The organism is Desulfitobacterium sp. THU1 (genome assembly GCF_038181555.1).
GTDB lineage: Bacteria > Bacillota > Desulfitobacteriia > Desulfitobacteriales > Desulfitobacteriaceae > Desulfitobacterium.
Genome location: NZ_JBBWUA010000001.1, coordinates 352,536 through 375,725, shown reverse-complemented (window position 1 = coordinate 375,725; position 23,190 = coordinate 352,536). Strand labels below are relative to the sequence as shown.

The 23,190-nt window shown below is 46.4% G+C and carries 30 protein-coding genes; 10 read left to right on the top strand and 20 right to left on the bottom strand.

The genetic code is table 11. The features are described 5' to 3' along the window. Positions 1–73 precede the first annotated feature (73 nt). The 4 genes from AAC978_RS01735 (at position 74) to AAC978_RS01720 (ending at position 2,659) form a co-directional block, all read left to right on the top strand. The gene (locus tag AAC978_RS01735) at positions 74–1,147 is read left to right on the top strand and encodes a 4Fe-4S dicluster domain-containing protein (protein ID WP_341546233.1); all 1,074 of its coding nucleotides are present in this window, start codon (positions 74–76) and stop codon (positions 1,145–1,147) included. Further along, positions 1,128–1,892 carry a formate dehydrogenase subunit gamma gene (locus tag AAC978_RS01730; RefSeq protein WP_341546232.1) on the top strand — a complete coding sequence of 255 codons (765 nt, stop codon included), beginning with the start codon at positions 1,128–1,130 and terminating at the stop codon, positions 1,890–1,892. Before AAC978_RS01735 ends, AAC978_RS01730 begins: the two co-directional genes overlap by 20 nt. Before the next feature lie 76 nt (positions 1,893–1,968). Further along, entirely contained in the window at positions 1,969–2,256 is a 288-nt protein-coding gene (locus AAC978_RS01725) for an AbrB/MazE/SpoVT family DNA-binding domain-containing protein (protein WP_341546231.1), read from the top strand. Further along, the gene (locus AAC978_RS01720) at positions 2,249–2,659 is read left to right on the top strand and encodes a PIN domain-containing protein (RefSeq protein ID WP_341546230.1); all 411 of its coding nucleotides are present in this window, start codon (positions 2,249–2,251) and stop codon (positions 2,657–2,659) included. Before AAC978_RS01725 ends, AAC978_RS01720 begins: the two co-directional genes overlap by 8 nt. Before the next feature lie 90 nt (positions 2,660–2,749). Here the strand turns inward: AAC978_RS01720 and AAC978_RS01715 are convergent, their stop codons facing one another. The 8 genes from AAC978_RS01715 to AAC978_RS01680 form a co-directional block, all read right to left on the bottom strand. Then, on the bottom strand, positions 2,750–3,307 hold the full coding sequence (locus tag AAC978_RS01715) for a Fe-S-containing hydro-lyase (RefSeq protein ID WP_341546349.1): 558 nt from the start codon (positions 3,305–3,307) through the stop codon (positions 2,750–2,752). A 1-nt stretch (position 3,308) separates the two neighbouring features. Next, positions 3,309–4,178, bottom strand: coding sequence for a fumarate hydratase (locus tag AAC978_RS01710; RefSeq protein WP_341546348.1), 870 nt, complete (start codon positions 4,176–4,178; stop codon positions 3,309–3,311). Positions 4,179–4,221: 43 nt separating this feature from the next. Further along, positions 4,222–5,031 carry an acyl-CoA dehydratase activase gene (locus tag AAC978_RS01705; protein WP_341546229.1) on the bottom strand — a complete coding sequence of 270 codons (810 nt, stop codon included), beginning with the start codon at positions 5,029–5,031 and terminating at the stop codon, positions 4,222–4,224. Positions 5,032–5,475: 444 nt separating this feature from the next. Further along, on the bottom strand, positions 5,476–6,483 hold the full coding sequence (locus AAC978_RS01700) for a 2-hydroxyacyl-CoA dehydratase family protein (RefSeq protein WP_341546228.1): 1,008 nt from the start codon (positions 6,481–6,483) through the stop codon (positions 5,476–5,478). 172 nt (positions 6,484–6,655) lie between these two features. Then, positions 6,656–7,525: a glutamate racemase gene (gene murI / locus AAC978_RS01695; protein ID WP_341546227.1), complete on the bottom strand. Its 870-nt coding sequence runs from the start codon at positions 7,523–7,525 to the stop codon at positions 6,656–6,658. Between the two features lie 124 nt (positions 7,526–7,649). Then, positions 7,650–8,210 (bottom strand): HD-GYP domain-containing protein, encoded by a 561-nt coding sequence (locus AAC978_RS01690; protein WP_341546226.1) that lies wholly within the window; start codon positions 8,208–8,210, stop codon positions 7,650–7,652. 135 nt (positions 8,211–8,345) lie between these two features. Beyond that, positions 8,346–8,822: a MarR family winged helix-turn-helix transcriptional regulator gene (locus tag AAC978_RS01685; RefSeq protein ID WP_341546225.1), complete on the bottom strand. Its 477-nt coding sequence runs from the start codon at positions 8,820–8,822 to the stop codon at positions 8,346–8,348. 339 nt (positions 8,823–9,161) lie between these two features. Continuing rightward, positions 9,162–9,854, bottom strand: a complete 693-nt coding sequence (locus AAC978_RS01680; protein ID WP_341546224.1) for a GerMN domain-containing protein — start codon at positions 9,852–9,854, stop codon at positions 9,162–9,164. A 188-nt stretch (positions 9,855–10,042) separates the two neighbouring features. On the opposite strand from AAC978_RS01680, the gene AAC978_RS01675 reads away from it, so the two are divergent. Beyond that, positions 10,043–10,864 (top strand): LytR/AlgR family response regulator transcription factor, encoded by an 822-nt coding sequence (locus AAC978_RS01675; protein ID WP_341546223.1) that lies wholly within the window; start codon positions 10,043–10,045, stop codon positions 10,862–10,864. 211 nt (positions 10,865–11,075) lie between these two features. Here AAC978_RS01675 and spoIIR read toward each other — a convergent pair whose 3' ends face one another. After that, positions 11,076–11,774, bottom strand: a complete 699-nt coding sequence (gene spoIIR, locus AAC978_RS01670) for a stage II sporulation protein R (RefSeq protein WP_341546222.1) — start codon at positions 11,772–11,774, stop codon at positions 11,076–11,078. Positions 11,775–11,985: 211 nt separating this feature from the next. On the opposite strand from spoIIR, the gene AAC978_RS01665 reads away from it, so the two are divergent. Continuing rightward, on the top strand, positions 11,986–12,720 hold the full coding sequence (locus AAC978_RS01665; protein WP_341546221.1) for a ZIP family metal transporter: 735 nt from the start codon (positions 11,986–11,988) through the stop codon (positions 12,718–12,720). Between the two features lie 109 nt (positions 12,721–12,829). Here the strand turns inward: AAC978_RS01665 and AAC978_RS01660 are convergent, their stop codons facing one another. Beyond that, positions 12,830–13,516 (bottom strand): GDSL-type esterase/lipase family protein, encoded by a 687-nt coding sequence (locus tag AAC978_RS01660; RefSeq protein WP_341546220.1) that lies wholly within the window; start codon positions 13,514–13,516, stop codon positions 12,830–12,832. A gap of 174 nt (positions 13,517–13,690) precedes the next feature. Between AAC978_RS01660 and AAC978_RS01655 the strand changes: the two genes are divergently transcribed. From AAC978_RS01655 to AAC978_RS01640, 4 genes are read left to right on the top strand one after another with little or no spacing between them, the layout of a single operon-like run. Continuing rightward, the gene (locus AAC978_RS01655; RefSeq protein WP_341546219.1) at positions 13,691–14,197 is read left to right on the top strand and encodes a YlbF family regulator; all 507 of its coding nucleotides are present in this window, start codon (positions 13,691–13,693) and stop codon (positions 14,195–14,197) included. Positions 14,198–14,219: 22 nt separating this feature from the next. Further along, entirely contained in the window at positions 14,220–14,345 is a 126-nt protein-coding gene (locus AAC978_RS01650; protein ID WP_341546218.1) for a hypothetical protein, read from the top strand. 16 nt (positions 14,346–14,361) lie between these two features. Beyond that, a complete protein-coding gene (locus AAC978_RS01645) occupies positions 14,362–14,958 on the top strand; it encodes a hypothetical protein (protein WP_341546217.1) in 597 nt (198 codons plus the stop codon). Between the two features lie 4 nt (positions 14,959–14,962). Next, positions 14,963–15,169 carry a hypothetical protein gene (locus AAC978_RS01640; protein WP_341546216.1) on the top strand — a complete coding sequence of 69 codons (207 nt, stop codon included), beginning with the start codon at positions 14,963–14,965 and terminating at the stop codon, positions 15,167–15,169. A 96-nt stretch (positions 15,170–15,265) separates the two neighbouring features. Here AAC978_RS01640 and AAC978_RS01635 read toward each other — a convergent pair whose 3' ends face one another. The 10 genes from AAC978_RS01635 to AAC978_RS01590 all read right to left on the bottom strand — a co-directional run bounded on the left by AAC978_RS01635 (position 15,266) and on the right by AAC978_RS01590 (position 23,075). Then, positions 15,266–16,351 (bottom strand): hypothetical protein, encoded by a 1,086-nt coding sequence (locus AAC978_RS01635; RefSeq protein ID WP_341546215.1) that lies wholly within the window; start codon positions 16,349–16,351, stop codon positions 15,266–15,268. Positions 16,352–16,482: 131 nt separating this feature from the next. After that, positions 16,483–17,400 (bottom strand): cell wall hydrolase, encoded by a 918-nt coding sequence (locus AAC978_RS01630; protein ID WP_341546214.1) that lies wholly within the window; start codon positions 17,398–17,400, stop codon positions 16,483–16,485. Between the two features lie 161 nt (positions 17,401–17,561). Continuing rightward, complete coding sequence (locus AAC978_RS01625; RefSeq protein WP_445900268.1) at positions 17,562–17,903, bottom strand: MazG nucleotide pyrophosphohydrolase domain-containing protein; 342 nt, start codon at positions 17,901–17,903, stop codon at positions 17,562–17,564. 21 nt (positions 17,904–17,924) lie between these two features. Then, a complete protein-coding gene (locus tag AAC978_RS01620) occupies positions 17,925–19,538 on the bottom strand; it encodes a S41 family peptidase (protein ID WP_341546212.1) in 1,614 nt (537 codons plus the stop codon). A 19-nt stretch (positions 19,539–19,557) separates the two neighbouring features. Beyond that, positions 19,558–20,715, bottom strand: coding sequence for an A/G-specific adenine glycosylase (gene mutY, locus AAC978_RS01615; RefSeq protein ID WP_341546211.1), 1,158 nt, complete (start codon positions 20,713–20,715; stop codon positions 19,558–19,560). A 157-nt stretch (positions 20,716–20,872) separates the two neighbouring features. Then, positions 20,873–21,211: a type II toxin-antitoxin system RelE/ParE family toxin gene (locus AAC978_RS01610; protein WP_341546210.1), complete on the bottom strand. Its 339-nt coding sequence runs from the start codon at positions 21,209–21,211 to the stop codon at positions 20,873–20,875. A gap of 3 nt (positions 21,212–21,214) precedes the next feature. After that, complete coding sequence (locus AAC978_RS01605; protein WP_341546209.1) at positions 21,215–21,514, bottom strand: type II toxin-antitoxin system RelB/DinJ family antitoxin; 300 nt, start codon at positions 21,512–21,514, stop codon at positions 21,215–21,217. 154 nt (positions 21,515–21,668) lie between these two features. Beyond that, on the bottom strand, positions 21,669–22,544 hold the full coding sequence (locus AAC978_RS01600) for a D-amino acid aminotransferase (RefSeq protein ID WP_341546208.1): 876 nt from the start codon (positions 22,542–22,544) through the stop codon (positions 21,669–21,671). 135 nt (positions 22,545–22,679) lie between these two features. Next, complete coding sequence (locus tag AAC978_RS01595; protein ID WP_341546207.1) at positions 22,680–22,871, bottom strand: aspartyl-phosphate phosphatase Spo0E family protein; 192 nt, start codon at positions 22,869–22,871, stop codon at positions 22,680–22,682. 15 nt (positions 22,872–22,886) lie between these two features. Next, positions 22,887–23,075, bottom strand: a complete 189-nt coding sequence (locus AAC978_RS01590; RefSeq protein ID WP_341546206.1) for a ferredoxin — start codon at positions 23,073–23,075, stop codon at positions 22,887–22,889. Between the last annotated feature and the right edge of the window lie 115 nt (positions 23,076–23,190).

Sequence of the window (23,190 nt, the reverse complement as noted above, 5' to 3'; positions counted from 1 at the left end):
AGTTTCTCTTGCAATTTCTCTACAGGTATGATAAAAAAGTAATCATAGCATTATACCTATAGGGGGTATCCGTATGAACAACAAGATTTCCCGACGTGCCTTTCTCAAGCGCACTTCAGCCGCCGGCTTACTGGGTGCTCTCGCCGCAACCGGATTAAGCACTTCCGTTCAAGCTTCTGAATTGAATAATGAAAAACTGGGAACCCTAATCGATCTAACCTTATGTGATGGCTGTAAAGGCAAACCCACCCCTCTTTGCGCGACTGCCTGTCGTCAGCACAATCAAAGTCGCTTCCCCGAGCCCCAGAAGCCACTTAAAATGTATTGGCCACAAAAAAAGGTAGAGGATTGGTCCGACAAAAGAGACCTTACCTCCCGCCTTACACCCTACAATTGGACTTTTGTCGACCAAGTCAAGGTCGAGCACGATGGCTTCGAACATGAAGTCCATGTTCCCAGACGCTGCATGCATTGTGATAACCCCACCTGTCTTAAGCTCTGTCCTTTTAGTGCGATTAGTAAGGAGAACACTGGCGCTGTCTCCATCGATGATGAAATTTGCTTCGGAGGAGCAAAATGCCGGGATGTCTGTCCCTGGGGTATCCCCCAACGCCAAGCAGGTGTTGGTCTTTATATGCAGATCGCCCCCGATTTAGCCGGCGGTGGGGTGATGTATAAATGTGATCTCTGTAGCGACCTTCTTGCAGTGGGAGAGCAACCCGCTTGCGTCCAAGCCTGTCCCCAAGGAGCACTATCTATCGGTCCTCGTGAGGAAATAAAAGCTCAGGCCCACAAAAAGGCTCAAGAAATAGGTGGTTATGTATATGGCGACAAGGAAAACGGCGGTACTGCGACTCTTTACCTTTCCACCGTCCCCTTTGACAAAATCGATAAAGCTATCAAGGCCGATAAAAAAGAAAAACATGACACTTCTCCCGGGCGGCCGGGCATGCCGGTGAAGGTCGATAATTATCTCAAAAGCGAAAAAGGAGTATTCCATAGCGCTCTCATCGCCCCCTTTGCCGGTGCCGCTGCGGCAGGCATAACCGCTTATCGGACCCTCAAGGGTAATCCGGTCAAAGACCTCACCTCATCCCCTGTTAATCCGCGAGAGGAGGAAGAAGATTATGACAACCACGAAAATTAAGCACAAGGGAGGGAAAGTCCTACGCCAAAGTCTTATCAATCGCTTTGTTCATTGGTCAACAGCCCTCTCCATCTTCTTGTTGATTCTCACCGGCCTCGGTCAAATGCCCCTCTATAATCGCTATAATGTCACGAAGTTACCCGGGGCAGAATGGCTAGGTGATTATTTTATTACGGTCGGCCTCCATTACTTGGCCGCTGTTCTCCTCATCTTTATCGCCTTCTACCATATTGTTAATGCCTTTATTCGCAAGGAATTTGATATCTTCCCTCGTCGCGGTGATCTAAAGGAATCCTACCTGATTATCAAGGCCATGTTTACTAAAGGCAAAGAACCCCCCTCTGATAAATACCTTGCCGAACAACGTCTAGCTTATCTTTTTATTGGCGGTAATGTACTTTTACTCATTCTTACCGGGTTAATCAAAATGTATAAGAATGTTCCCGGGGTAGAGCTTTCGAATTCACTTCTCTTTTGGAATACAATGTTTCATAACATCGGCACCGTATTGCTCATCCTCGGCATTATTGGCCACCTTGCAGCCTTTCTCATCAAGGAAAATCGCGCCCTATTGCCGGGAATGTTCACCGGTTATATCGACCACGACTATGTAAAGCATCGTCATAGTCTTTGGTATAAAAAGCTCCAGACCCAAGATGAAGAAATCCAGCCTAAAGGAAACACTAACCAAGGCACCTCAAGCAAAAAGAGCACTCATATCCCTGCAAAATCTTCATCTATGTAGTCGAATAGTAAAACTTGACTTCTTCTAAAGTATTACTTATAATTTAAGTAATACCTTAGAATGGAGGTTCATTATTATGGCAAAGCAACTTCTCTCTGGAAAGTTAACCAGTAAAGGTCAACTAACTATTCCCGTCGAGCTGAGAACCCTTCTAAACATTAAAGAAGGAGACAGACTGGCTTTTGTCTTAGATGAAAATGAACGAATCATTGAAGTTCAACCTAAAACCAAGAAATCCATTCGCGGCGTAATGGGAGTATTGAAATCTACTATTAACGTAGATGCAGATGAAGCCATCGATTTGGCTAGGGCGGAACGGGCAAAAGAAATTTTAGCTAGATCGAAGGAGTCAAACGATGAATAAGACAATGATAGTAGATACTAACATTCTTATTCGTTTATTTACAAAGGATGACGACAACCAGATCGAACAATTAGTTCAGCTTATGGAACAGGGCGATATAGTATTTCACGTGCTTTCCATTGTTATAATAGAAGCCTATTGGGTCTTACACAAAGTATATAACTTCGATAAGGAAACGATAATGCAAGTCTTTGAGGATTTTATTGAAGCTGACGGAATTGAGCTTGATGAAGAAGGTTTAATACGACGTATCCTTGCTCGTTTCCGAGGGGTAAATGTTGATTTCATAGATATTTACTTAGCTGAAAAATCGAGAAGCTCAGGGTTACCGATATTAACTTGGAATGCTAAGGATTTTAGAAAGCTAGAATGTGAGTTTTACAAACCGCAAGATTTAGCATAAGTATAACAGCAGAATTGCGAATGGAATCAAGACGACAAAGGGGACAGGTTCGAGTTTTCAGAAATGAAAACTCGAACCTGTCCCCTTGATTCACTCTTTGCGATATTGAGCCTTGCCTGACTCATATAAATCGTTGCCATCCTTATCAATGACCACCATCACAGGGAAATCCTTGACCTCTAATTTACGAATCGCTTCGGTGCCCAGTTCTGGATAGGCAATGACTTCTGCAGAGACAATCCTTTTAGCCAGCAGTGCCCCGGATCCTCCGATGGCTCCGAAATACACCGCTCCATGTTTTTTCATGGTTGCTATGACCTCTGGGGAACGCAGGCCCTTGCCAATCATCCCCGTCGATCCTCGTTCAATCAGCTTAGGGGAATAAGCATCCATCCGACCACTGGTCGTCGGACCCGCCGAACCGATCACCTGACCTGGTTTAGGTGGAGTCGGTCCTACAAAATAGATGACTTGGTCACGGACATCAAAGGGGAGTTCTTCACCTCGGTCTAAGGCTTCCACCATCTTCTTATGAGCTGCGTCACGGCCAGTATAAACTATGCCACTCAGCAGGACACTGTCTCCGGAGTGAAGTCCAGCCACTTTGTCCTGAGTTAAAGGAAGTTCTATGCGAATCTGTTCCCCCATCTTATACCGCACCTTCCTGTCTGCCCCTTATAACAATTTCCTTATGTCGAGCGGCATGACATTGAATATTCACTGCAACCGGCAAGGAGGCAATATGGGTGGGATAAACCTCTAAATGAACCCCTAAAGCTGTATTCGATCCCCCAAACCCTTGCGGGCCAATCCCTAATTTATTTACCCGTTTGAGCATTTCTTGCTCAATATCAGCCAAACGCTTTTCCGGATTCGGCACCCCCACTTGGCGGAGGAGGGACTTTTTGGCCAGATAAGTGGCCTTTTCCATGGTGCCACCGATTCCCACCCCGACGATAATCGGCGGACAAGGATTTCCACCCGCCCGCTCCACAGTATCTACTACAAACTGTATAGCCCCTTCCAAGCCTTCGGAAGGCTTGCACATTTTCAAAGCACCCATATTCTCACTACCTGCTCCTTTGGGTGCCACCGTAATCTTCAGTTCATCACCGGGCACAATATCATAATGAATGATCGCCGGGGTATTATCCCCGGTATTTATACGTTCGAAGGGATCTTTCACCATGGATTTGCGCAGATAGCCCTTTTCATAGCCTCGGCGGACACCTTCATTTAAGGCAACCCCGATAGCCCCACCCGTGACCATGACCTCCTGACCCACTTCAACAAAGATCACGACCATACCTGTATCCTGGCACATAGGAACCCGCTCTTCATGAGCTATGGTGGCATTTTCAATCAACCGTTCAAAAACTTCACAGCCTAAAGGGGACTCCTCCGTTTCTAAAGATTCCTTGAACTTAAGCATCATATCGTCCCCCAGATCATAATTGGCTTCGATACAAAGCTTCTCTACCGCAGCGGTGATTTCATCCACATGAATTATCTTCGGCATGCTCATTTTCACCCCTTTCGCCTCAAAACCTTCATACTCATCGCTACTCCTCATACTCCCCGTTCTCCTCAAGCTCCTCAAACCCATACACCGCACAACCGATGGCTCCATTAAATTGGGGTTCCTTAGGTACGACGATTTCTTTCCCCGTTCCCTCTCCCAAGAGCTCCCGGATCGCTTTATTATGGGCTACTCCCCCCGTAAACACGATGACTTCACTGGTATACGTACGGAGAAGAGGCAGAATGCGCTTCACAATAGTCTCATTGACTCCAGCGGCAAGACGAGACAAAGGTTCCCCTTCCACAATCTTACCAATCAATTCGCTTTCCCCGAACACAGCACAGGTCGAGTTCAAGATCACAGGATCCACCGCATGCTCCCCTAATTCCTCGAGGGACATCCCTAAGACATGGGCCATATTCTCCAGATATCTTCCCGAAGAAGCCGCACATTTATCATTCGTCTGAAAATCCAACATCCGACCCTTCTTAACCTTAATGATCTTGCTATCCTGACCGCCAAGATCCACAAGCGTAAAATTCTCCAACCCCGTCTGAAACATCGCCCCCTTAACATGGGCTTTTAACTCAGGCATCGTCTCCCCCCCAGCTACCTCAAGAGTATTACGCCCATACCCCGTCGAGACAATACTATCTACCTCAGGCAATCCCAAGGCCTCAAAATCAACAACTAGCTTCCCCTGAACCTTCCGCCCATATTCCCGATAAAACTTTATCGTATCCAACCGATCCAAACGCCTAACCTGCGGAATATCCCCCGCCAGACCACATTCCATCACCGCAATCTTAACACTCCGACTCCCCAAATCAATCCCACATACCAAAGCCATAAAACATTACTCCTATATCTTCTTACTACTAACCAATCTCAACTAAACTACAAGCTTTAGCTGGTAGCTTGGTACCTAATGCATATACTAACTCTACATTTTACCATAACCTACTAGCTTTAGTCGGTACCTACTAACCACAAACACCAACCATAACCTACTAGCCTTGGCCGGCACCCACTAACCACAATCTACTAGCTTTAGCTAGTAGCAATTATAAATCAAAGCACTCTAGGATTTTGCTTTACAGAGGTGAACGACTTCTAAGCGAGCAGGAAACAAAACTTCGCGAAAAGCACGCAGCGGAGTCGGGGTGGAAACAGGACGTTTCCAACCGGCTACGAGGCAGGAGCCGATTTAGCCGGGCACCCGACGGAGCGAAGGGCTTAAGCGATTAGTTTTGTCCGCGCAGCTTACCGAGTGAACCCTGTAAAGCAAAATCCCCTAATCGCGCAGCATCTGCAAGAAAGACTCCAACCTCATCTTGCTTCGAGCATCCAAACCAGTGGGATTCTCACCCTCCAGATTCAAAATAGGGTATTCCAGCCGTTTGCGCACGATCAAATCTTCAATCTGACGATAACAGAAGCTCTGAGTGTAGTGGATGAGACCATCCAATTCCCTTCTTTCCGCTTCCCGCGCCACGTCCTCAATGCGTCCAAATACATTATAGGGGTAGGTATAGAGTTGGTATTGCTCCACAATATCTTCCGTGGCAAAGGGCATGCTAAATTGCCTTTGCACTTCATTGAAAACAACCCTCGCTCCATGGTCCTCTAAAAAATCATAAAGATCCGGCATGATGGGCGGAACACCCATAAAACCGATGCGCAATTCTCTTTTCTTACGTCCTTTAAACATGCTGCTGAAAGGTTGCCGCTCCTTAGCCTCAGCAACAAACTGCACCATCTCCTTGGCAAACCCTTCCGGATCTCCATTAAAGTCGGAACAAGAGACTAGATTAAGGTGATTTTCAAAACCTGTGACCTTATTCTCTTCCCAAGTGAGTCGGTCAATCTCCCAAGCAAGCTTACGCACCTCATCCAAGCGCTGCTTTTGCTCCTGTACCTTATCCCATGAGGTTCCCAAGGCTGTTATTAACTTCTCTAGCTGCAATACAAGCATATCCCGATCTCGGTCATAGGGAAAAGCAAAAGGAATAATCTCAATGCCATGCTCTGACCAAGTCTCCATCAAAGCATGAGTATTACTACAATCACCTTGGGTTACAGCCACGATCTTCTTAATCTCTGGATTCTGTAGAGCCGTCGCATATAAGCCCTTAATCCACCCACAAACACTTCTTGGATACCCTGCCAGCTCCGCTTCTTCAATCCGGCGCATGGCTTCTACGGTATCCGAGATAAATATATTATTCAGATCCACCGGGGTATCCCCAGCCGCATAAATGACCTCGACCGGCACCGTCGTTGTTAAACCAATTTTACTCATTCAATCTAAAGCCCCTTATACAAAACTTGGCCGGCGCCTAGTCCTCGGACGACGGCGGCTGCCCTAACCGATAAAACCTATAAATTTGATACGTATATACAAAACTCAAAGCCTTTGTAGCTCTATCTTATTATCTTAAAACGAATGCAAAGAAATACCAAGCAATTAAGAATTAAACATGCCAGCTTACTTGCTTCACATCATGAATCAGTCCTGGCAGCAAAGTATTACCCACCTGCTCAAACAAGGCCGGATCCCCGCTGACAAAGAACCGATGCCCATCAAAACACTCCTCATCATTTCCATCATTAGATTCTAACTGTTGAAGTACCTCTTTCAATTCCTCAACCATGGCCTGGGCAGGATCCACTAAAGTGATCCTATCCCCCATTATTTCTCGGATTACCGGAGCCAAATACGGATAATGGGTGCAGCCTAGGATGAGAGTATCCGCCCCAACCTCTTGGATAGGAGCCAAATATGTACGAGCAATTCCTCTGGCCTCTGGTGAGTGAGCGAGACCCGCCTCCACCAAAGGGACAAACAACGGGCAAGCCTGTGCTCGAACCACTTCAATCACAGTCTCCTCCATCTGCCATGCCTCACGCAGTTCATCCTTTTTTGGAAAAACTCCCTTAGTTAAAACTCGTTTCACCGCTGAATTATAGGCTTTACTACGGACCGTCGCCTCGGTAGCGATCAGTCCGATCTTTCCGTTTTCTGTTGCTCGAACTGCAGCTCTCGCTCCTGGTTCGATAGTTCCGATTAAAGGCAGGTTAAATTGCTCCTTCAAAACAGGAAGCGCATTAGCTGAGCTGGTATTACAAGCAATCACAACCGCCTCGGCACCCTGAGCTATTAAAAAAGAAATAATCTCTTCGCCAAAACTGATCAACTCTTCCCGACTCCGATTCCCATAAGGAACACGTGCCGTATCGCCAAAATAAATAATTTGAAGCTCCGGAAGCTGAGCTAATATCTCCTTCATAACCGTCAATCCGCCCACACCCGAATCAAACATCCCAATCACGTGTTGTTTCATATCAAAAACGCCTCCCTTACCTAGTTGCGTTATATTATCGGACGATACAAATTATACTCCCTGATGCGTATAAACAAAAGAACGCGGTGTAAAACCCCGTTCGTTGTTCTTTAATTATTTTATTTTAAGCAATGAGTCGAATAAATTCTTCAACCAATTCGGGGTGGAACTGCTTACCGCGCTCAGTCACAAAGATGCTTAAAGCTTGTTCCTTTGACATGGCACTACGGTAGGGTCGATCCGATATCATCGCATCGTAGGCATCAGCCACAGAAATAATCTGAGAAAGGAAAGGAATCTCCCTGCCGTTGATCCCAGCCGGATATCCATGCCCATCGAAACGTTCATGATGGTTAAGAATAATCTCAGCTACGTAGAGCCAGTCAAGATTGCCACCAGCTCGATCTAAGATTATCTCAGCTCCCCAAAGAGCGTGTCGCTTTATCACCTTAAATTCCTCAGCTGTTAAGGAAGCAGGCTTAGTCAAAATCTCATCTGGCACTCTAATCTTCCCCAAATCATGCAAGGGTGCTGCAATATTTAAAATCGCCAATTCATTGGTGGATAACGCTACACCTTTGCCGAGAAGCACTGCATACTCAGCTGCTTTACTGCAATGACTGAAAGTTAAAGGGTTCTTCTGCTCAATCCATCCTATGTATTCACCGATCTTACAGCTTGTCATGTCGATAATCTGTCCTCCGTAAGTGAAGCTATTTTCTGTCGACGCAAATCCTATCTCCTCGTGATGTCTCGAATTATTCGACACTTCATCATTATAAACCTTTATGGCATACTTGAAAATATTTATTTACAGATCTTATATTTTAATATTCTCCACCTCGACCGGATTTGCTTTATCCATGCGTTCGACTCGTTCTATCAATCGTTTCAGACTTTCCAACATGGCTTGATGTTCTTCAGAGGTATATTCGGTCAATACTTCTTCTAAAAAGCGATAGCGCTCATTCATGATGATCTCAACAATCTTCCTTCCCTTAGCAAGCAGATGCATCCGAACAATCCGACGATCCCTAGCATCACGCTTCCTCTCCACAAATCCAAACCGTTCTAAGCGATCGGCTAAATCTGTGGCCGTGCTACAAGCAGTAAAAAGATGTTTTCCTAAATCGCCCATAGTCAGCGGACCAAACTCATACAAGGCCAATAAAGTATTGAACTGAGGGTTTGAAATTCCCATTTCAGCAAGGAGAGCTTGTCCTCTGCGCGAGATCACAGTATTTGAGCGACGGATATCCTCTTCTAATTCTCTACTTAACTCTTTATTGACTTTCATTCCCCAACCCCCTTATAATGGATAAATATTGCCAATTTTCACTCTATTATTTTTATCATTTTAGCACACTTTTTCTCAAATGAACATGCCCGCAGGCTAACTTTTTTCAGCCTACGCGGAGAATAACGCGGTTACAGCAAAACAATCCAGGCGTTCAGAAGGCCTGGATTGTATAAGCTCACTACTCATTGGAGCATAGGCTTTTGAAAATATTTTGAAAATTATACTACCCGAATTCATCATTCTGTATTATAATATTCAAAACGCAACTGCCCAGCTGTTCTTTTTTTGCCCAAATAATGAAACACAGTTTTATATAGTGGGACACCTTCACTTTCTCTAACTTGTGGTTGCTGGAGCTGAGAAAATATTAATTGAACTTGGCGAATCCGCTGGGTTGGTGTTTTGGGGCGATATAGGGGAGACTATGTTGCTACTACCCTCTTTGACCGCTCCTCCACCTAGCACTAAACCCTCTCGGTAAGATAAGCGGGTCACATCGAGGCTTCCCAGACGGGTTAAGGCTTTTCCTTCGATCCTAAAAGTAACTTCGCGGACCGTTGGAAATTGAGTCAGGGTATTGACTAGACCATAGACAGCGACTTCTTGGTCTACATTCCCGTAGACTTGGGTAAACTCTCGACTCAGATCCACAATCGCCACTCCATCTTTAATGGCAATATCCACTAAGCTTGTGGCGGGATCCACTGCCCCTTGGGTTGACCCTTGGACTGCAGGTCCCATCAACCACTGATTTACAGTTTCACGAGCCAGGCTCAAGGTTTTGGGAATACTCCGCTCCTCCTTGATGAGCACCTTCCCTGTGGCATCTGGGAAATAAAGACTGATCATCTTGCCATCCCCGAGGTTGCTTGTGGCCGGAATTGTTGCCTCTTCACTGTTGCCCCCGATCCAATCAGCCAAAAGAGATTTCTCACTATCCTCTTTTACCAATGTCTGCAATGTTCCACACCCTCCAAGCAGGACGGATACAATTAAAAGCACTCCTAAGTAGAGAAAGCATTTTCTCATTCTCATTCCTCCCATCCAACTTCCCATTCCTCTACTTAATGCTATGCTTTGTCCAGAAAAATAGTACAGGTCTACCAGCAAATTCTTGGAATTAATTTCTCTCGAAAAGCAGGAATCTCCAGTTATTATCAGAATAGTATGAAAAGTGGTTAATTTTTGCTTTTCCCCCGCAGAAAGGAGTGGAACTCTTGAAATTACGTGCTTTATTAGTTGACGATGAGTCTCCCGCTCGCAAAGAGCTACGCTATCTACTCCAAGACTATCCGGATCTTCAGATTATCGGTGAAGCTGCCAACGCTATTGAGGCTTTGGAGCTCATCAATAATCTGGACTACTCCGTGGTTTTTCTGGATATCGATATGCCCGGTCTCAAAGGAATAGATCTCGCACGCCAACTCAAGGACAAAAAAGATGCTCCGGCGATTATTTTCATCACGGCCCATGAAGAATTTGCTGTTGATGCATTTTGTGTCAATGCCTTAGACTATTTGCTTAAGCCCATCAATACGAAGCGACTGGACCAAGCCATTAAAAAACTGTTTGTTCTTCATGGAGCCTTAAACGGTTCGGCAGCTGTGCCAACCACCGAGCCCTCGTCCTCACCTGAACCGGGTGAGCCCACCGCAAATACCCAAGCTCAGCCACCAAGACCTTCGACGGAAAACGGTACCCGTGCCTTGGAAGTCATTCCTGTGGAACAGCGCGGCAAAACCATCCTTTTGCGACCGGAAGAGATTATCTATATCTACACTGATAAAGACAATGTTTTTGCCAAAACCCAGAAAGAATCATATCTTACTCGGTTTACCCTCAGAGATTTGGAAGCGCGCCTTAATCCCAATCTGTTTTTCCGTACTCATCGCTGTTACCTGGTCAATATCAAACGCATGCGCGAGCTCGTTCCTTATTTTAATGGCACCTACTCCGTCGTGGTCGACGACCAAGAGCGCAGCGAAGTCCCCGTCAGCCGTACCCAATCCCGTAAATTAAAGGAAATCCTTGGCCTTTAGCAGGAATTTCCAGGTTGGTTTAAAGCAAAATTATATAGAATAGAGCCCCACCCTTACAGCGATATCCTTCTATTGTATTTTGTAAGGACGGGGCTCTTCTAATTATCATTAATCACTAATCATTTTTTAATCATTTATTACTTATTACTTATCTTCTAACTTCTATCTTCTATCTTTTGTCTTTTGTCTTTTGTCTTTTGTCTTTTGTCTTTTATTTTTTATCTTTTATATCCCTAAGCTTCTCTACCACCCAAAAACGAACTTCAGGCTTTGCTTGCTCGCTCACGGCAATAGTATCAGAAAGGGTATTGCTTTCGTCATAAGGGATTCCTATTTTACCGTCGACGGGTTGGGCTGTTGAATGCTCGATATCGACAAAGCAAAGAGGCGGAAAAAGCACACACCACCAGTTTGATCCCTTTCCCTCACCAATCACTACACGTACCGCCTCATACTCTCCCGCCGGTAGAATGAGTGAGCCATAAGACTTGGTGGGAAATATAAAATCTCCATACTCTGTTTTTACCTCATACCCTTTTTGCCAGGCCTTGATGACATCTCGACTAATCTCTTCCATCTCCGGGCGCAAGCCTGTCAGGATTTGCCGCGACTCCGCTAAGGTCTTGGACCGAGCAAGCTTGGGGGAGACTTCTTTAAGAATCGCATCTCTGACCGCACGCTTGAGTGCTTGGTCCTCATTAGAATCGGAATTCGCCACTACATGAAAACGAATAAGCTCTCGCCAATTCTCTGCTGCCTGAGTTAGTTCGATCATGTCCTTGGCCTGCTCTACAGAACGAGCATAAGCAAATGAGGAATGAAAAACTTCGATTTGAAAAAGAACCGTTAGGATCAGAACCAGTATCGTCCCTGCTATCTTTGAATAATCAGCACCTTGAGCACTCTTCACACTAAAACCCTCTCTTCTCTCAGAACATCCATCTAGCTCCATTATGTCCAAAGAGGTACAAGATTTAGACATATGCCTGATAAAAAATAAAAAGATGTGACAGGTCCCAGTTTGCAACCTAGGAAAAAAGGTGGTCAACTTCTATCCGTAACCTTTTCTACATACCTATCAAAAAGTATTAGTTTTTTACTCTTCTTAGGAGGAATCCATAATGCAGGATTGGCTCCCCATCCTTTGGGTAAGCACCGTTGCAGGACTTGCGACAACTTTAGGAAGTGTTCTGGTATTGATCTTCGGGCGACCCCAAGAACGCGTACTTGCCACGCTTCTAGCCGGGTCAGGTGGGGTCATGCTTGCTGTAGTCTCCTTAGATCTGTTACCTACCGCTTGGCAAATCGGTCCCTTAAGACAGGTCATATTCGGTTTTGCCCTTGGCATCATCTTTATGAAGCTAGCCGACCGTCAACTTAATTCTTCTTCCCCCTCCTTACCGCTCTCTCGCCAGCAAAGGCTGAAGCGAATCGGTTTATTAGTCGCGGCGGGGATTGCCCTCCACGACCTTCCAGAGGGTATGGCTATTTCCGTCGGACAAGAAGCCACTGGGGAGCTTGGCCTCCTCATCGCCCTAGCCATTACCCTGCACAATCTACCGGAGGGGATGGCCACAACTGCGCCACTAAAAATGGCTAAACTAAAAGGGTGGAAAATACTCCTTTTAAATTTCGGCATCGCCTTCTTTACGCCCCTTGGGGCTTTGATCGGTCTTTTCGCTATGGATAGGGTGCAAAACTCCCTGTCCTTTTTCCTCGCTTTAGCCGGCGGCGCCATGTCCTTCTTAGTTGTCGCGGAACTCTGGCCCCTTTCCCGCGAACGTCACCCTCATTACGCTTTGCTGGGCGGGGTCACCGGTTATATCCTCTTCGCCCTCATCAGCCTTCTACATTAATAAAGAATAATAAAAAGCTTCCCGCAGCTCCGGAACTACACTCCAGAATCTGTAGGAAGCCTTTTTCTGATCAACCATTGAACCAGTGAACGAGCACAGCATACCAACTTTAACGCAGTACACGAGCTGCATAATCCCCCATGAGTTTATAACCGGTATCCGTGGGATACTTAGCATCCTCGGATAAACCCTCTAAATATTTATTATCAGTATCCATCAAAACAGAAGCAAAATCCAAAACAAGGATTTCTTTCTCCTTGGCATAGCTTTTTTCCCACTCCCGATATTCCTTAATCAGAGATTGTACCCCCGGATATGGCAAAGGCAAGGCCAGAATCGGAGTAATATGATTACTTTCCGCCTTATCAACCATAGCCTGAATATATTCCTGATAGATCTCTAAGGAAATATCCTGAAGAGCATCCCCATTCCCGGAAAAGATAATCACCCGGCCAGGCTTCTCATTGAGCACATCCGTTTCAAATCGGGAATAGAGATCTTTAGCATTCTGAAAGGTCTTACCCTTATTCACCACATCCACCTGTAAGGTTTCCCCTAGAACTGCGGGCCAAGCTTTTTTTAAATCGCCAGGATAACCAAAGGTAAAGGAATCCCCCAGAGCCACAATCTTTGTATTCTCAACAGGCGGAGGGGTTGTATCTTCTTGTTGAGGGGTAGTGACAGCTTGCTTGCCAACCTGATTATCCCATAGGCCCAAAAAGCCTGCAATCACGACAAGCATACTAATAAATACTGAAAGCTGAATCAAGCGTATCTCAATTCGATAAGTTCGCATAAATCTGTCATCCCCCTTAACCAAAACGTCAATGAATAAATATTCTACGAATCTCTCCCCAATCCCTCCAACTTATGAGAATTTCTGCTACAGAAGACCATCAAAATCTCCTCATCACCATCAGCACCTACTAAGCATACTTTAGTGTAAGGAAGCGAAGGAGGTGCCCTATTAATGAGCTACATTGACAAGGCCAGAGAGCTCGGGGAAGCTCTATCCCAAACCCACGAAGTACAAGCTGTGCTAGCTGCTGAAGCGGCCATCAAAGCTGACTCGGAGGCCAATGAAGCCTTTCTCCAGTATCAAGAGAAAGAACGACAGATCGTCACCACCCAAATGATCAGTAAGGTCATACCTGAGAAGGAAGCTCTGGCTCTTATCGACCTTAAGGTTCGTCTTATGAACAAATACCCACTGATTCGCACCTATTTCCAAGCCCAACAGAGCTTTGAACGGGTCATGGCCATGGTTAATCTCACCATAACTACCACCATTCATGGTATGCCTAGTGTTGATCAGCTTCCCTTGCCTGATGAAATCAAAAATATGGCCCAAAAAGTGCTCGACAGTGTGGGGGGAGGCAAGCAAACGAAGACCTTAGAAATTCCCAAGGACTTGAAGCTTCCCCCAGGTTTAAAACTGCCCCCAGGCCTAAAAATCCCCGGCCTAAACGATAATTGATAATTAATCAGGGTGATCATTTATGCCACCGAATAATTATTGCGGCCCTCAATTCAAAAATGAGATAACCCATCCCGTTACCCTTCTGGCCTTTCTCATCGTGCTCGCCATCGGAGGATTTCTCATCCTCAACACCTGGTTTATGTAGAGAGGATGTGAGTGATTTGGCAACAGCAACTGAATCCATCGCCACCCCGCCTGTCACTCCCCTTTCCTTTTCATTGCTTATTTCCAGTCCCATTCGGCGAAATATCCCTTTCGCCCCGGTTACTGCCGCCATACTGCCCTTAGCTAAGGTAAAACTACCCTATGCCAGCCTCGTCGTAGCCACCTTAGATATCTTTACAGCCTTTTTAGCTAAGCGCTTCACACATGAACTAGCATCTCCCCAAAACTTTCCTCGGGAGAACTATCCCGTGACCCTGACCCTAGCCCAACTGGCCGACCTTATCCAAAATTATTCCCAAGGCCAAAGCACTAGTGTTAACCCAAGTCCGTGCCGACCCGTCCCGCAGGGAGCCTTGAATGGGGATGAGCCTCTTTTTCCTGATCATTTAAGTGTTTCCCTCTTGGTGAGCGGCCCCTTCGATGGTTTTGACGGATCACCTGATTCCTCCTTCAATGTCCCCTTATTTTCTATACCCGGAGTGCCGGGCAATCTTATCATTGCCGTGATTACTCTAATCGCTCAATTTCTCCTTGAGCAGGCCAACGTGAATGGCTCTGCTGGCACAGCCGCCCCTCAGTGTCTAAGGAGGTAACTCTATGAATAGGCCAGCGAACAATTCAGCCTTTGTCTTCACCTCACCACCTGCTGGGGCCGGCTTCATTGCCATTACCCTCTTTTTTCTCATTGTCTTCACTGCTAATCCGATTCTTAATTCAACTACCCTGCGCACCCTAGGCATTGCTGTTACCCTAAGTGTCTTAGGATTTTTACTTATTATCCTGATGATCCTGTTCTTGTTGTAATAGAATTTTATAAAAGTTAAAGTCTCGCCAAATAGCGAGACTTCTGAATCAATCTACTTACTTTCCGATCACGGTACAACTTCTTCCCGACGCCTATTACGGCACAATTTCTCCAGGAGCGCTGACGGCGGTGGCACTCCCTTCCACCACGGGTTCTAGAGTACCCGAAGGTAGTTCCGCCCCGGGGGCAACGGCTACTCCTTCTGGTATCACTCCTTCGACACTAGCCGGGGAGGCGAAGCGTCTCTGTACCAGTCCGGAAACCTTACTCCACACAGACCCCCCTGCCTTTTTAATGGGGGAAAGAAAGCGAATGGGACCCGGGGCTTGTTTCACTTGTAAGATAATCGGCCCCTGGGGTACATGACCCAATTGCTGAGGATTTTCCAAGGAGATGACGACCCGACTATAGTGGGCTAAGGGAACCTGACTGCGAAACTGAGCTTGATATACACCATTCCCCACGGGCCTCAAGATACCGGCCAAGAAACCAGTTTGGCCTTTATTATCCACAAGATAGGCTGCATAAGTTCCGGGACCGCGTCCAGTCAGGGTGGTTGGCGACGGTAAGTTGGCTATACAGGAAAATACATTATCGTTAGAGATAGAGGCAATACCATTGGCATTGATTCCCTGCTGTGCCGCCTCGAGAAACAATTGCCGGGGCTGCATTCCGGGGGCCCCGGGTTCGCCCCCACTACCCAAGAACGAAAAAGGTCCGGCCCCCATAGTTACCCCTCCTTGAGGTGCTCCCTGCTTATGCGGCTTGGCACCAAAGAAGCCACCCCGAGAGTTGTTAATTTGCCCATCCTTTTGAAAAAAGCCCCGTTTCTTTAATTCTGAGCCCAGATTGTTGCGAATAGATCCCCCAGGCGATATCCCGGGCCCGTTCATAGGGGGTTGACCCATATAACCATAACCGGGCATTCCCGATGGTGGACCTCCGACCTGCGGAAATCCTGCCGGCATTCCTGCAGGGTTAACCCCTCCCGGAGCATTTGCTGATCCGTAGGTATATCCCCCGCCTGTGAACATCGGTGTATTTCCGGTCGGGCCCCATCCTTGACTTTGTCCGGGCGGCATCCCACTCCCAGGCATCCCCTGATAGGTGTCCACCCGGCGCGGTGTTCGTGGATCCATCTGTCTAAAGGACCCGTTACCTTGATTCAAGGTAAATCTCACATTTCTCCCTCCCGACGACAAACTTCTCTCCATAGAATATGAAGATCTGAACTGTTTTGTGTTCCTACATATAAGAGAAAAACCTGTCTTGCTTAAGCAAAACAGGCTCTCCATCAGATAAATTCAAATAATTAAATGCCAAAGGCATGATTCCCAATGGTTCTCACCACCGGGCGGGTCTTAATCCAGCGGTCAGTCGCCGTTCTTGGGTTATAATAGTAAATTGCTCCTTGGGTTGGGTCCTCGCCCATTAAGGCAGCTTCTGCTGCCCGATAAGCACTTTGGTTCGGGGTAAGATGAATCTGCTTATCGATGACGGCAGTAAAAGCACCCGGTTGATAGACCACATCATGAATTGTGTCCGGAAAACGATGATCTTCAACCCGATTGAGTACCACAGCCCCTACCGCAACTTGTCCTTCGAAATCTTCGCCCCGCGCCTCCGCATGGATTACGCGAGCCAGCAAGTCAAGTTCTTCTTGAGTCACAGTCGGCATTCCTCGAGTAGGATCTGCTGTTGCCGAGTAGATAATCTTACCTGAGGCAGGAACCCATAGTTTTTGACCAGCCTGAACATAATTCGGCTCAATAATCTTATTCAGTTTTACCAGATCTGCCGTTGATGTGCGGTACTTATGGGCAACTTCTGAGAGAGTCTCTCCCATCTGGATGGTTACTAGCTGAGCCCCGCCCTTTAAATCTAGCTCATAAGCCGGCAAGGCAGTACTATTAGTATCCATGCTTTGATCGTTAACTTTTTGTGTATTCACATTACTTTTCTGTGTATTACTGGTCTGTGGATTACTGATCTGAGTGTTACTAGCCTGACCATTGCTGACTTCTTGAGAATTCTCAATGACATGATCTTTCTCAACTTCGTCCTTAACCGCATTCTTATCTGGATCCGGTACTTGAATGTCAACTATTTCGAACGTAATCATACCTAATTCTCCATTGACTGGGTAAACCATACCCTGACACAAAAACAATGTCGCGAGTAGCCAGCCCAGGAAAATTGCCGTGGTTTTTCGGCTTCGTCGGAGTGGCAAACAAAATCACCTCTTGAGTTCATAAATTATTTCTAGTCTTTCCCAAGATGGATGATTTTTATAACACCAAACCTAATTTTTTGGTAAAAAAGTCACAAAAAGCCAAAAAACTGACCTCTTAAAGGTCAGATCTTGGCTTTTTGTGACTCAGTCAACACTTCTTAATCGCAATACCCTTTCTGCTTTAGCTTCTTGACATGCTCCTCGAGAATTTCTTCAATATCAATTCCGTACTGTTCTTCTAAGACAAACATCATGGTCACTGCCGTTTGAGCCACATCGATCAGCTCTTGAGCCACCATATGCATAGCTTCTGTCTCTTCGACCCTTAGGAGTTCACCATTGAGCCCACGAAATTTGCCAATGGCCTGGGCCAACTCACCCGACTCTTCCATGATTTTTAACGCCGTGCTCTCTAAAGAGGGACTCAGTCGATTTAAACGCGGCAGGGTCACTGTTTTCGAGTGGCAGAGAACGGAATCCCCCTTACACTTTTCCATCATCAACACTCCTACTTCACTGTCTTACTTAGTTTTAACTAGGGTGAGAACCCCCTCGTGCAGAGTCGTTCCCTCCTGATCTTCAATCCCTTGATGGGTGATCAACCAATAGGTTTTTCCTGACTCCATCGGCTCCACAGGACTAACCAAAACGGTCCGATTGTCCTTAGCCTCGAACTTCACTGGGATGCGTTGTCCGCTCTCACTCTCCACAAGCTCGATGGTTTCTCCAGTCACACTTTGAAAATTGATAGGTGCCGTGAAGCGAACCGTAAAGGTTTTATCTAAGGGCATATCCCTTAATTCGCTCATCCCCTTATAGCCGGGGTAAAAAAGTGGCCACACTGCCCTTTGTTCAGTAACAGAAAACTCCTTCCAGTTTGATCCACTCCGCCAGGTTAGTCCGCCGGGAGGATTATTACCTTGGATAAATTCCCGATAAGTAGACCAGTATTCCGAAGTTCTCGCTTGCTCAAGGGGTATCTCCCAATCCTTCCCACCGGAAGCAAATTGCACAATATCTGGATTTAATTCACTCTTGCCATCCTCGCGAGTATATTTATCTAGCATCAGCTCGGCCAGCAGCACCGGATCATTCTTTAGAATCTCCACATCGGGACCAATTCCTATCCCGTTGATCTCCTTGCCAAGGGGAGAATAGAACTTAGCCACGGTGATCTTTAGTACATCACCGTTACTGAGCTCATATAAACTCTGCACTGAACCTTTGCCGTAGGTTGTCTCACCCACCACTGCGGCCTTCTGATAATCCTTGACCACCGCAGTTAAGATCTCTGAGGCACTGGCACTATTCCCATTGGTTAAAAAAAGCACAGGCTCGGTAAAGATAAAGTCCTGCTTTTCACCCTTATAAGAAGTGAATTCTTGGGAGCTATCCTTGGTCTGAAGGGCTATTTGATCACCGACAAAAAAGCCCGCCAAACCTAAGGCTGATTCTAGATACCCTCCCGGGTTATTCCGCAAATCCATAATCCAAGCATCAGCCCCTTGGGCTTCTAATCCCTTGACGACCTTTGCAAAAGTCTCCTCAGTGGTCGCGCCAAAGGACTGAATTGCTACATAGCCAATATCTTCATTAAGCATCTCACCAGCGACGGTGGGCACCTCAATCTCCCGCCGTTGAACCTTGATATTTAGGCGCTCCTCTCCCCGTAGCACCACAATATCCACACTGCTGCCCGAGGGCCCCTTGAGAAGCCCCGTGGCCACCTCCTGAGGAAGACCAGCTAGGCTCTGCCCGGCTGCCTCAATAATTACATCCTCTGCCTGGAGCTTCACATCCTGCGCCGGTGAGCCTTCAATCACCGAAACTATACGCAAGCCTCGCGGCACTAGCTCAATATACACTCCAATCCCCGAAAAACTCATGTCCATGGAATTGATAAAATCCTCGTATTGCGCATGGGTGAAAAAGACCGTATGAGGGTCCTCTAACCGCTTCAGCATCTCATCAACAGTGGGTGCGTTAAGCACTTGAGCGTCAACAGGCTCCACATATTGATTCTCTAATAAAGAGCGCACATCTTCTATGGGACTTGCCCAAGCCTGAGCCGGCGCAGATATCCCAATAATCAATGCCAGGGCGGATGCCGCCAGCATTCTTCCTACTTTAAACATTTCTTTATCCCCCTTATCTCTAACAGGAATTCGACACACATTCTGTGATTCCTGTTGCGGTGGACCAGATCTTCTGAAAAGCCACCGGCAGAGCGATGCGCTCCAGCTGCGATATCTCCAGCCACCTGCCCCCATCCTTAGACCCAAGATAATCTAAAGATGACTCCCTAAGCACTCGTTCTAAATCATGAACGGTATCAAGATTTATGACTACCCAATACATATGCCAACGTCGATGGCTGAACGTATGGACTAAGGGCCCTTGTACATTCGGTTTAACCTGAAGCAGTTCCTCGACGAGCTCATCATAAGTGCGGTCGATCACCTGTGTTTTGTAGAGATCATACCAAGAATAGTCTGCCAGGGAGTCGAGCATGAGTTCTTCCCCCGGAAATTCCCACAGATTAGCCAACAGCCCTCTCGAGGGTCGTTTCTTCAGAAGAACTTGCCCCCCGTGCAACAGGATTAGAGTTGGACGAAGGACTTCCTTAACCTTCTCACGACCTTTTTTCACCGGGTAGACCATAGGATCACCTAATGTATAACCCTGACAATCATCCTGCAGTGGGCATAGTCCGCATTTAGGATTCTTGGGAGTACACACCGTCGCCCCCAGCTCCATCAATCCTTGGTTAAAGTCCCCCGGACAATCCGCAGGTAAAATAATTTTTAAGTACTCTTGAAAAAAGCGATAAGATTTGGCTTTTTCCACATCTTCTTCCCAGCGCCGAAGGCGGCTCAACACTCTTTTCACATTCCCATCGATCGCCGGGACACGTTCTTCATAAGCAATACTAGCAATAGCCCCGGCAGTATATTCACCAACTCCGGGGATCATGAGCAGGGAGGTAAAGTCTTCCGGCATTCTTCCCGCTGTTGTCCTCACCACGTAGCGGGCACCCTCCCATAACCTTCTGGCACGAGAGTAATACCCCAGCCCACGCCATAGCTCCAACACCTCTTCTTCGCTTGCTTTAGCCAGAGCGAAGACATCCGGAAACCGCTCCATAAACCGTTGGTAATAAGGAATAACAGTGATAACCTGAGTCTGCTGAAGCATCACCTCAGATACCCATATAGCATAAGCATCCTTTGACCTTCGCCAAGGCAAATCCCTCTTAACCCGTTTATACCAACCCACAAGGCTGGGAGCCCAATTATTTATCTCAGTTCTCATCACAGCTCTCCTCTGCCAATCCTCTGAAACTTATTATAAAGCATCTCCCCCGGCCATGCTCTGGATATTTCACCCAACTATATTTTGTACGCAAAAGAGCTTAGCTTCAAACGAGGCCAAGCCCTTTTAATCATAAATACTTATAATTTGCAGTATTTTACTCCATACCCATCTGCGAAAGCTGTTTTAGTTGGTCACGCTTGCTGAAAATAGCGGCGGTAACCTGCACCTTACTATTTTCTTCGTCAATCCAAAAATAAACGAAAAAATTTTTCACAGACATTTTGCGAACGCCACAAGTACGCCACGGTTCTTCCTCGGTCAACGCAACCCGCTGCGGAAACTGTGAAAGAGACGAGATCGAGTCTTCCATTTCATTAAGCAGGCGTATGGCTGCTTTCGGTGCCTTTAACTCGAAAGCGATGTATTTTACGATTTCCTGCAGTTGTTCCTCCGCCTGTGTGGTGATTTTAACCGTATACATATTGTCTGCCATAAGCTATAATCCTCGTCTTAGGTCAACAAACACCTCAGAAACTACACGAGAATGGCCAGCTTTTGCTTCATCCAAGCCATTCTGCATAATTGTATTGAATGTGTCTGCATTCATTTCATCCCGGGCCATCGGCAAGTCGGGAAGCGACAAAGAAAACGGAATACTCTTGGTCATTATAATTTGCTTGTAGAGCATATTGATAACAACGGAAGCCGGAATTCCCAGTTTTGACATGATAGCTTCCGCTTTTTCCTTTATTTCTGGCTCGACACGTGCGAGAACATTTGCAGTTTTAGTAGCCATAATAGCACCACCTTTCGTTCTAATTATTATATTCTATTGTATAACGTTAAGCAATACATTATTCATCATCCTTTTCCGACTCCATATCTCAGTTTTGCACTTCTAACGTTAATCCTTGAAAAAGAGATAGGCGCTATCCCTTGCGGGACAACGCCTACGATAATCGCTGAACAGATCCAGCCATAAAAACTTCATATAACCGTCGCGTCAGCGGACCGGCAACCCCTTGTCCTACAGTCACCCCATCTAGTTCGCGCACCCCTAAGACCTCGACACCCGTGCTGGTGAGGATGACCTCTTCAGCGCTAAGTAGCTCCTCTAAGGTAATTTCCCGCTCTTCTACCTCTATTCCGGCTGCCCGGGCGGTCTCCAGCATGATCGCCCGACTGACCCCGGGTAAGATCCGTCCGTTGAGGGGCGGAGTCACTACTTTTCCGTTGATGACTGCAGCTATATTACTGCTGGAGGCCTCTGTAACCACACCTCCACCAGGTTCTGTTCCTAGGACAAAAATAGCCTCAAATGCTCCTTTCTCTGCGGCAGCCTGTTTGGCTAAGACATTAGGCAAGAGGTTAAGGGTCTTGATATGAGGATGAGCCCATCGCTCATCCGGTACCGTAATACAGCTGACTCCAGCTACCCGTACACTTTCCTCTAAGGAGTCCATCGGGGCCACAAACAAAGTGACCATCGGCTCCCCTTGGGGTAAAAAGGCATGCATTCTCGGGCCAACCCCTCTTGTTACCTGTAAATAAACCATGGCATTAGGTATTCCTGCTTTTTCTATACACTCCCTGATAATATCTGTAAATTCCGCTTTCGTTTTAGGTGGGGTAATGCGAATTTCCTTCATACTCCGTTCAAAACGCTCCAGATGCTCTTCCAAAGCGAAAAGCTTACCCTCGATGACCTTGACCGCTTCATAAACTCCATCACCAAAAAAATACCCACGGTCAAGAAAAGGTATCCTCGCCTCTTCCATACTGGTAATCTTACCATCTACCCAAGCAATCCCTGTACTCTCTATCATGTGCATCAACTCCAATCTCTACCTTGGATTATATACTGACTTTTGGATAAAGAAAACCCGGCTTCGCTGAGACTTTTACCACTCTCCTATAAAGCAAACCCCAAAGCAGTTACTGCTTTGGGGTTACTCTTCCCTTCAAACAACCTTACGATAATCTAGCCTAAGATAGTTCCTATTCAGGTAATTCCTATAATAAATATTTAACAAGATATCTAATTCCTGGCTCAATTGGACCACCTCAGGGTCCGCCAGTTCCTTATCTTCGGATAAGACATAAAGTTGGTGCCTTAAATCTTCAATTTCTTTAAGTAAATACTCGTTGTCCATATAATCAGTCACTTTCTATTCCAAGGTAATTGCTTCGACTGGACAACCATCTGCTGCTTCCTGTGCCCCAGCTTCCTCATCCTGGGGAACAGGGGTCGCAATGACAATGGCTAATCCTTCCTCATCCATCTGAAATACCTTGGGACACACACTTTCGCACGCCCCACACCCAATACAACTCTCTCTGTTAACTTTAGCTATCATACCCAAACCACTCCCTTCATCATTTTAAGACCATTCTACTTGATTGGAGATACAGGAAGGTTGATACAACGCATAGGAAAAGAGTACATTTAATCACACTGACTTGTCCTTCTGA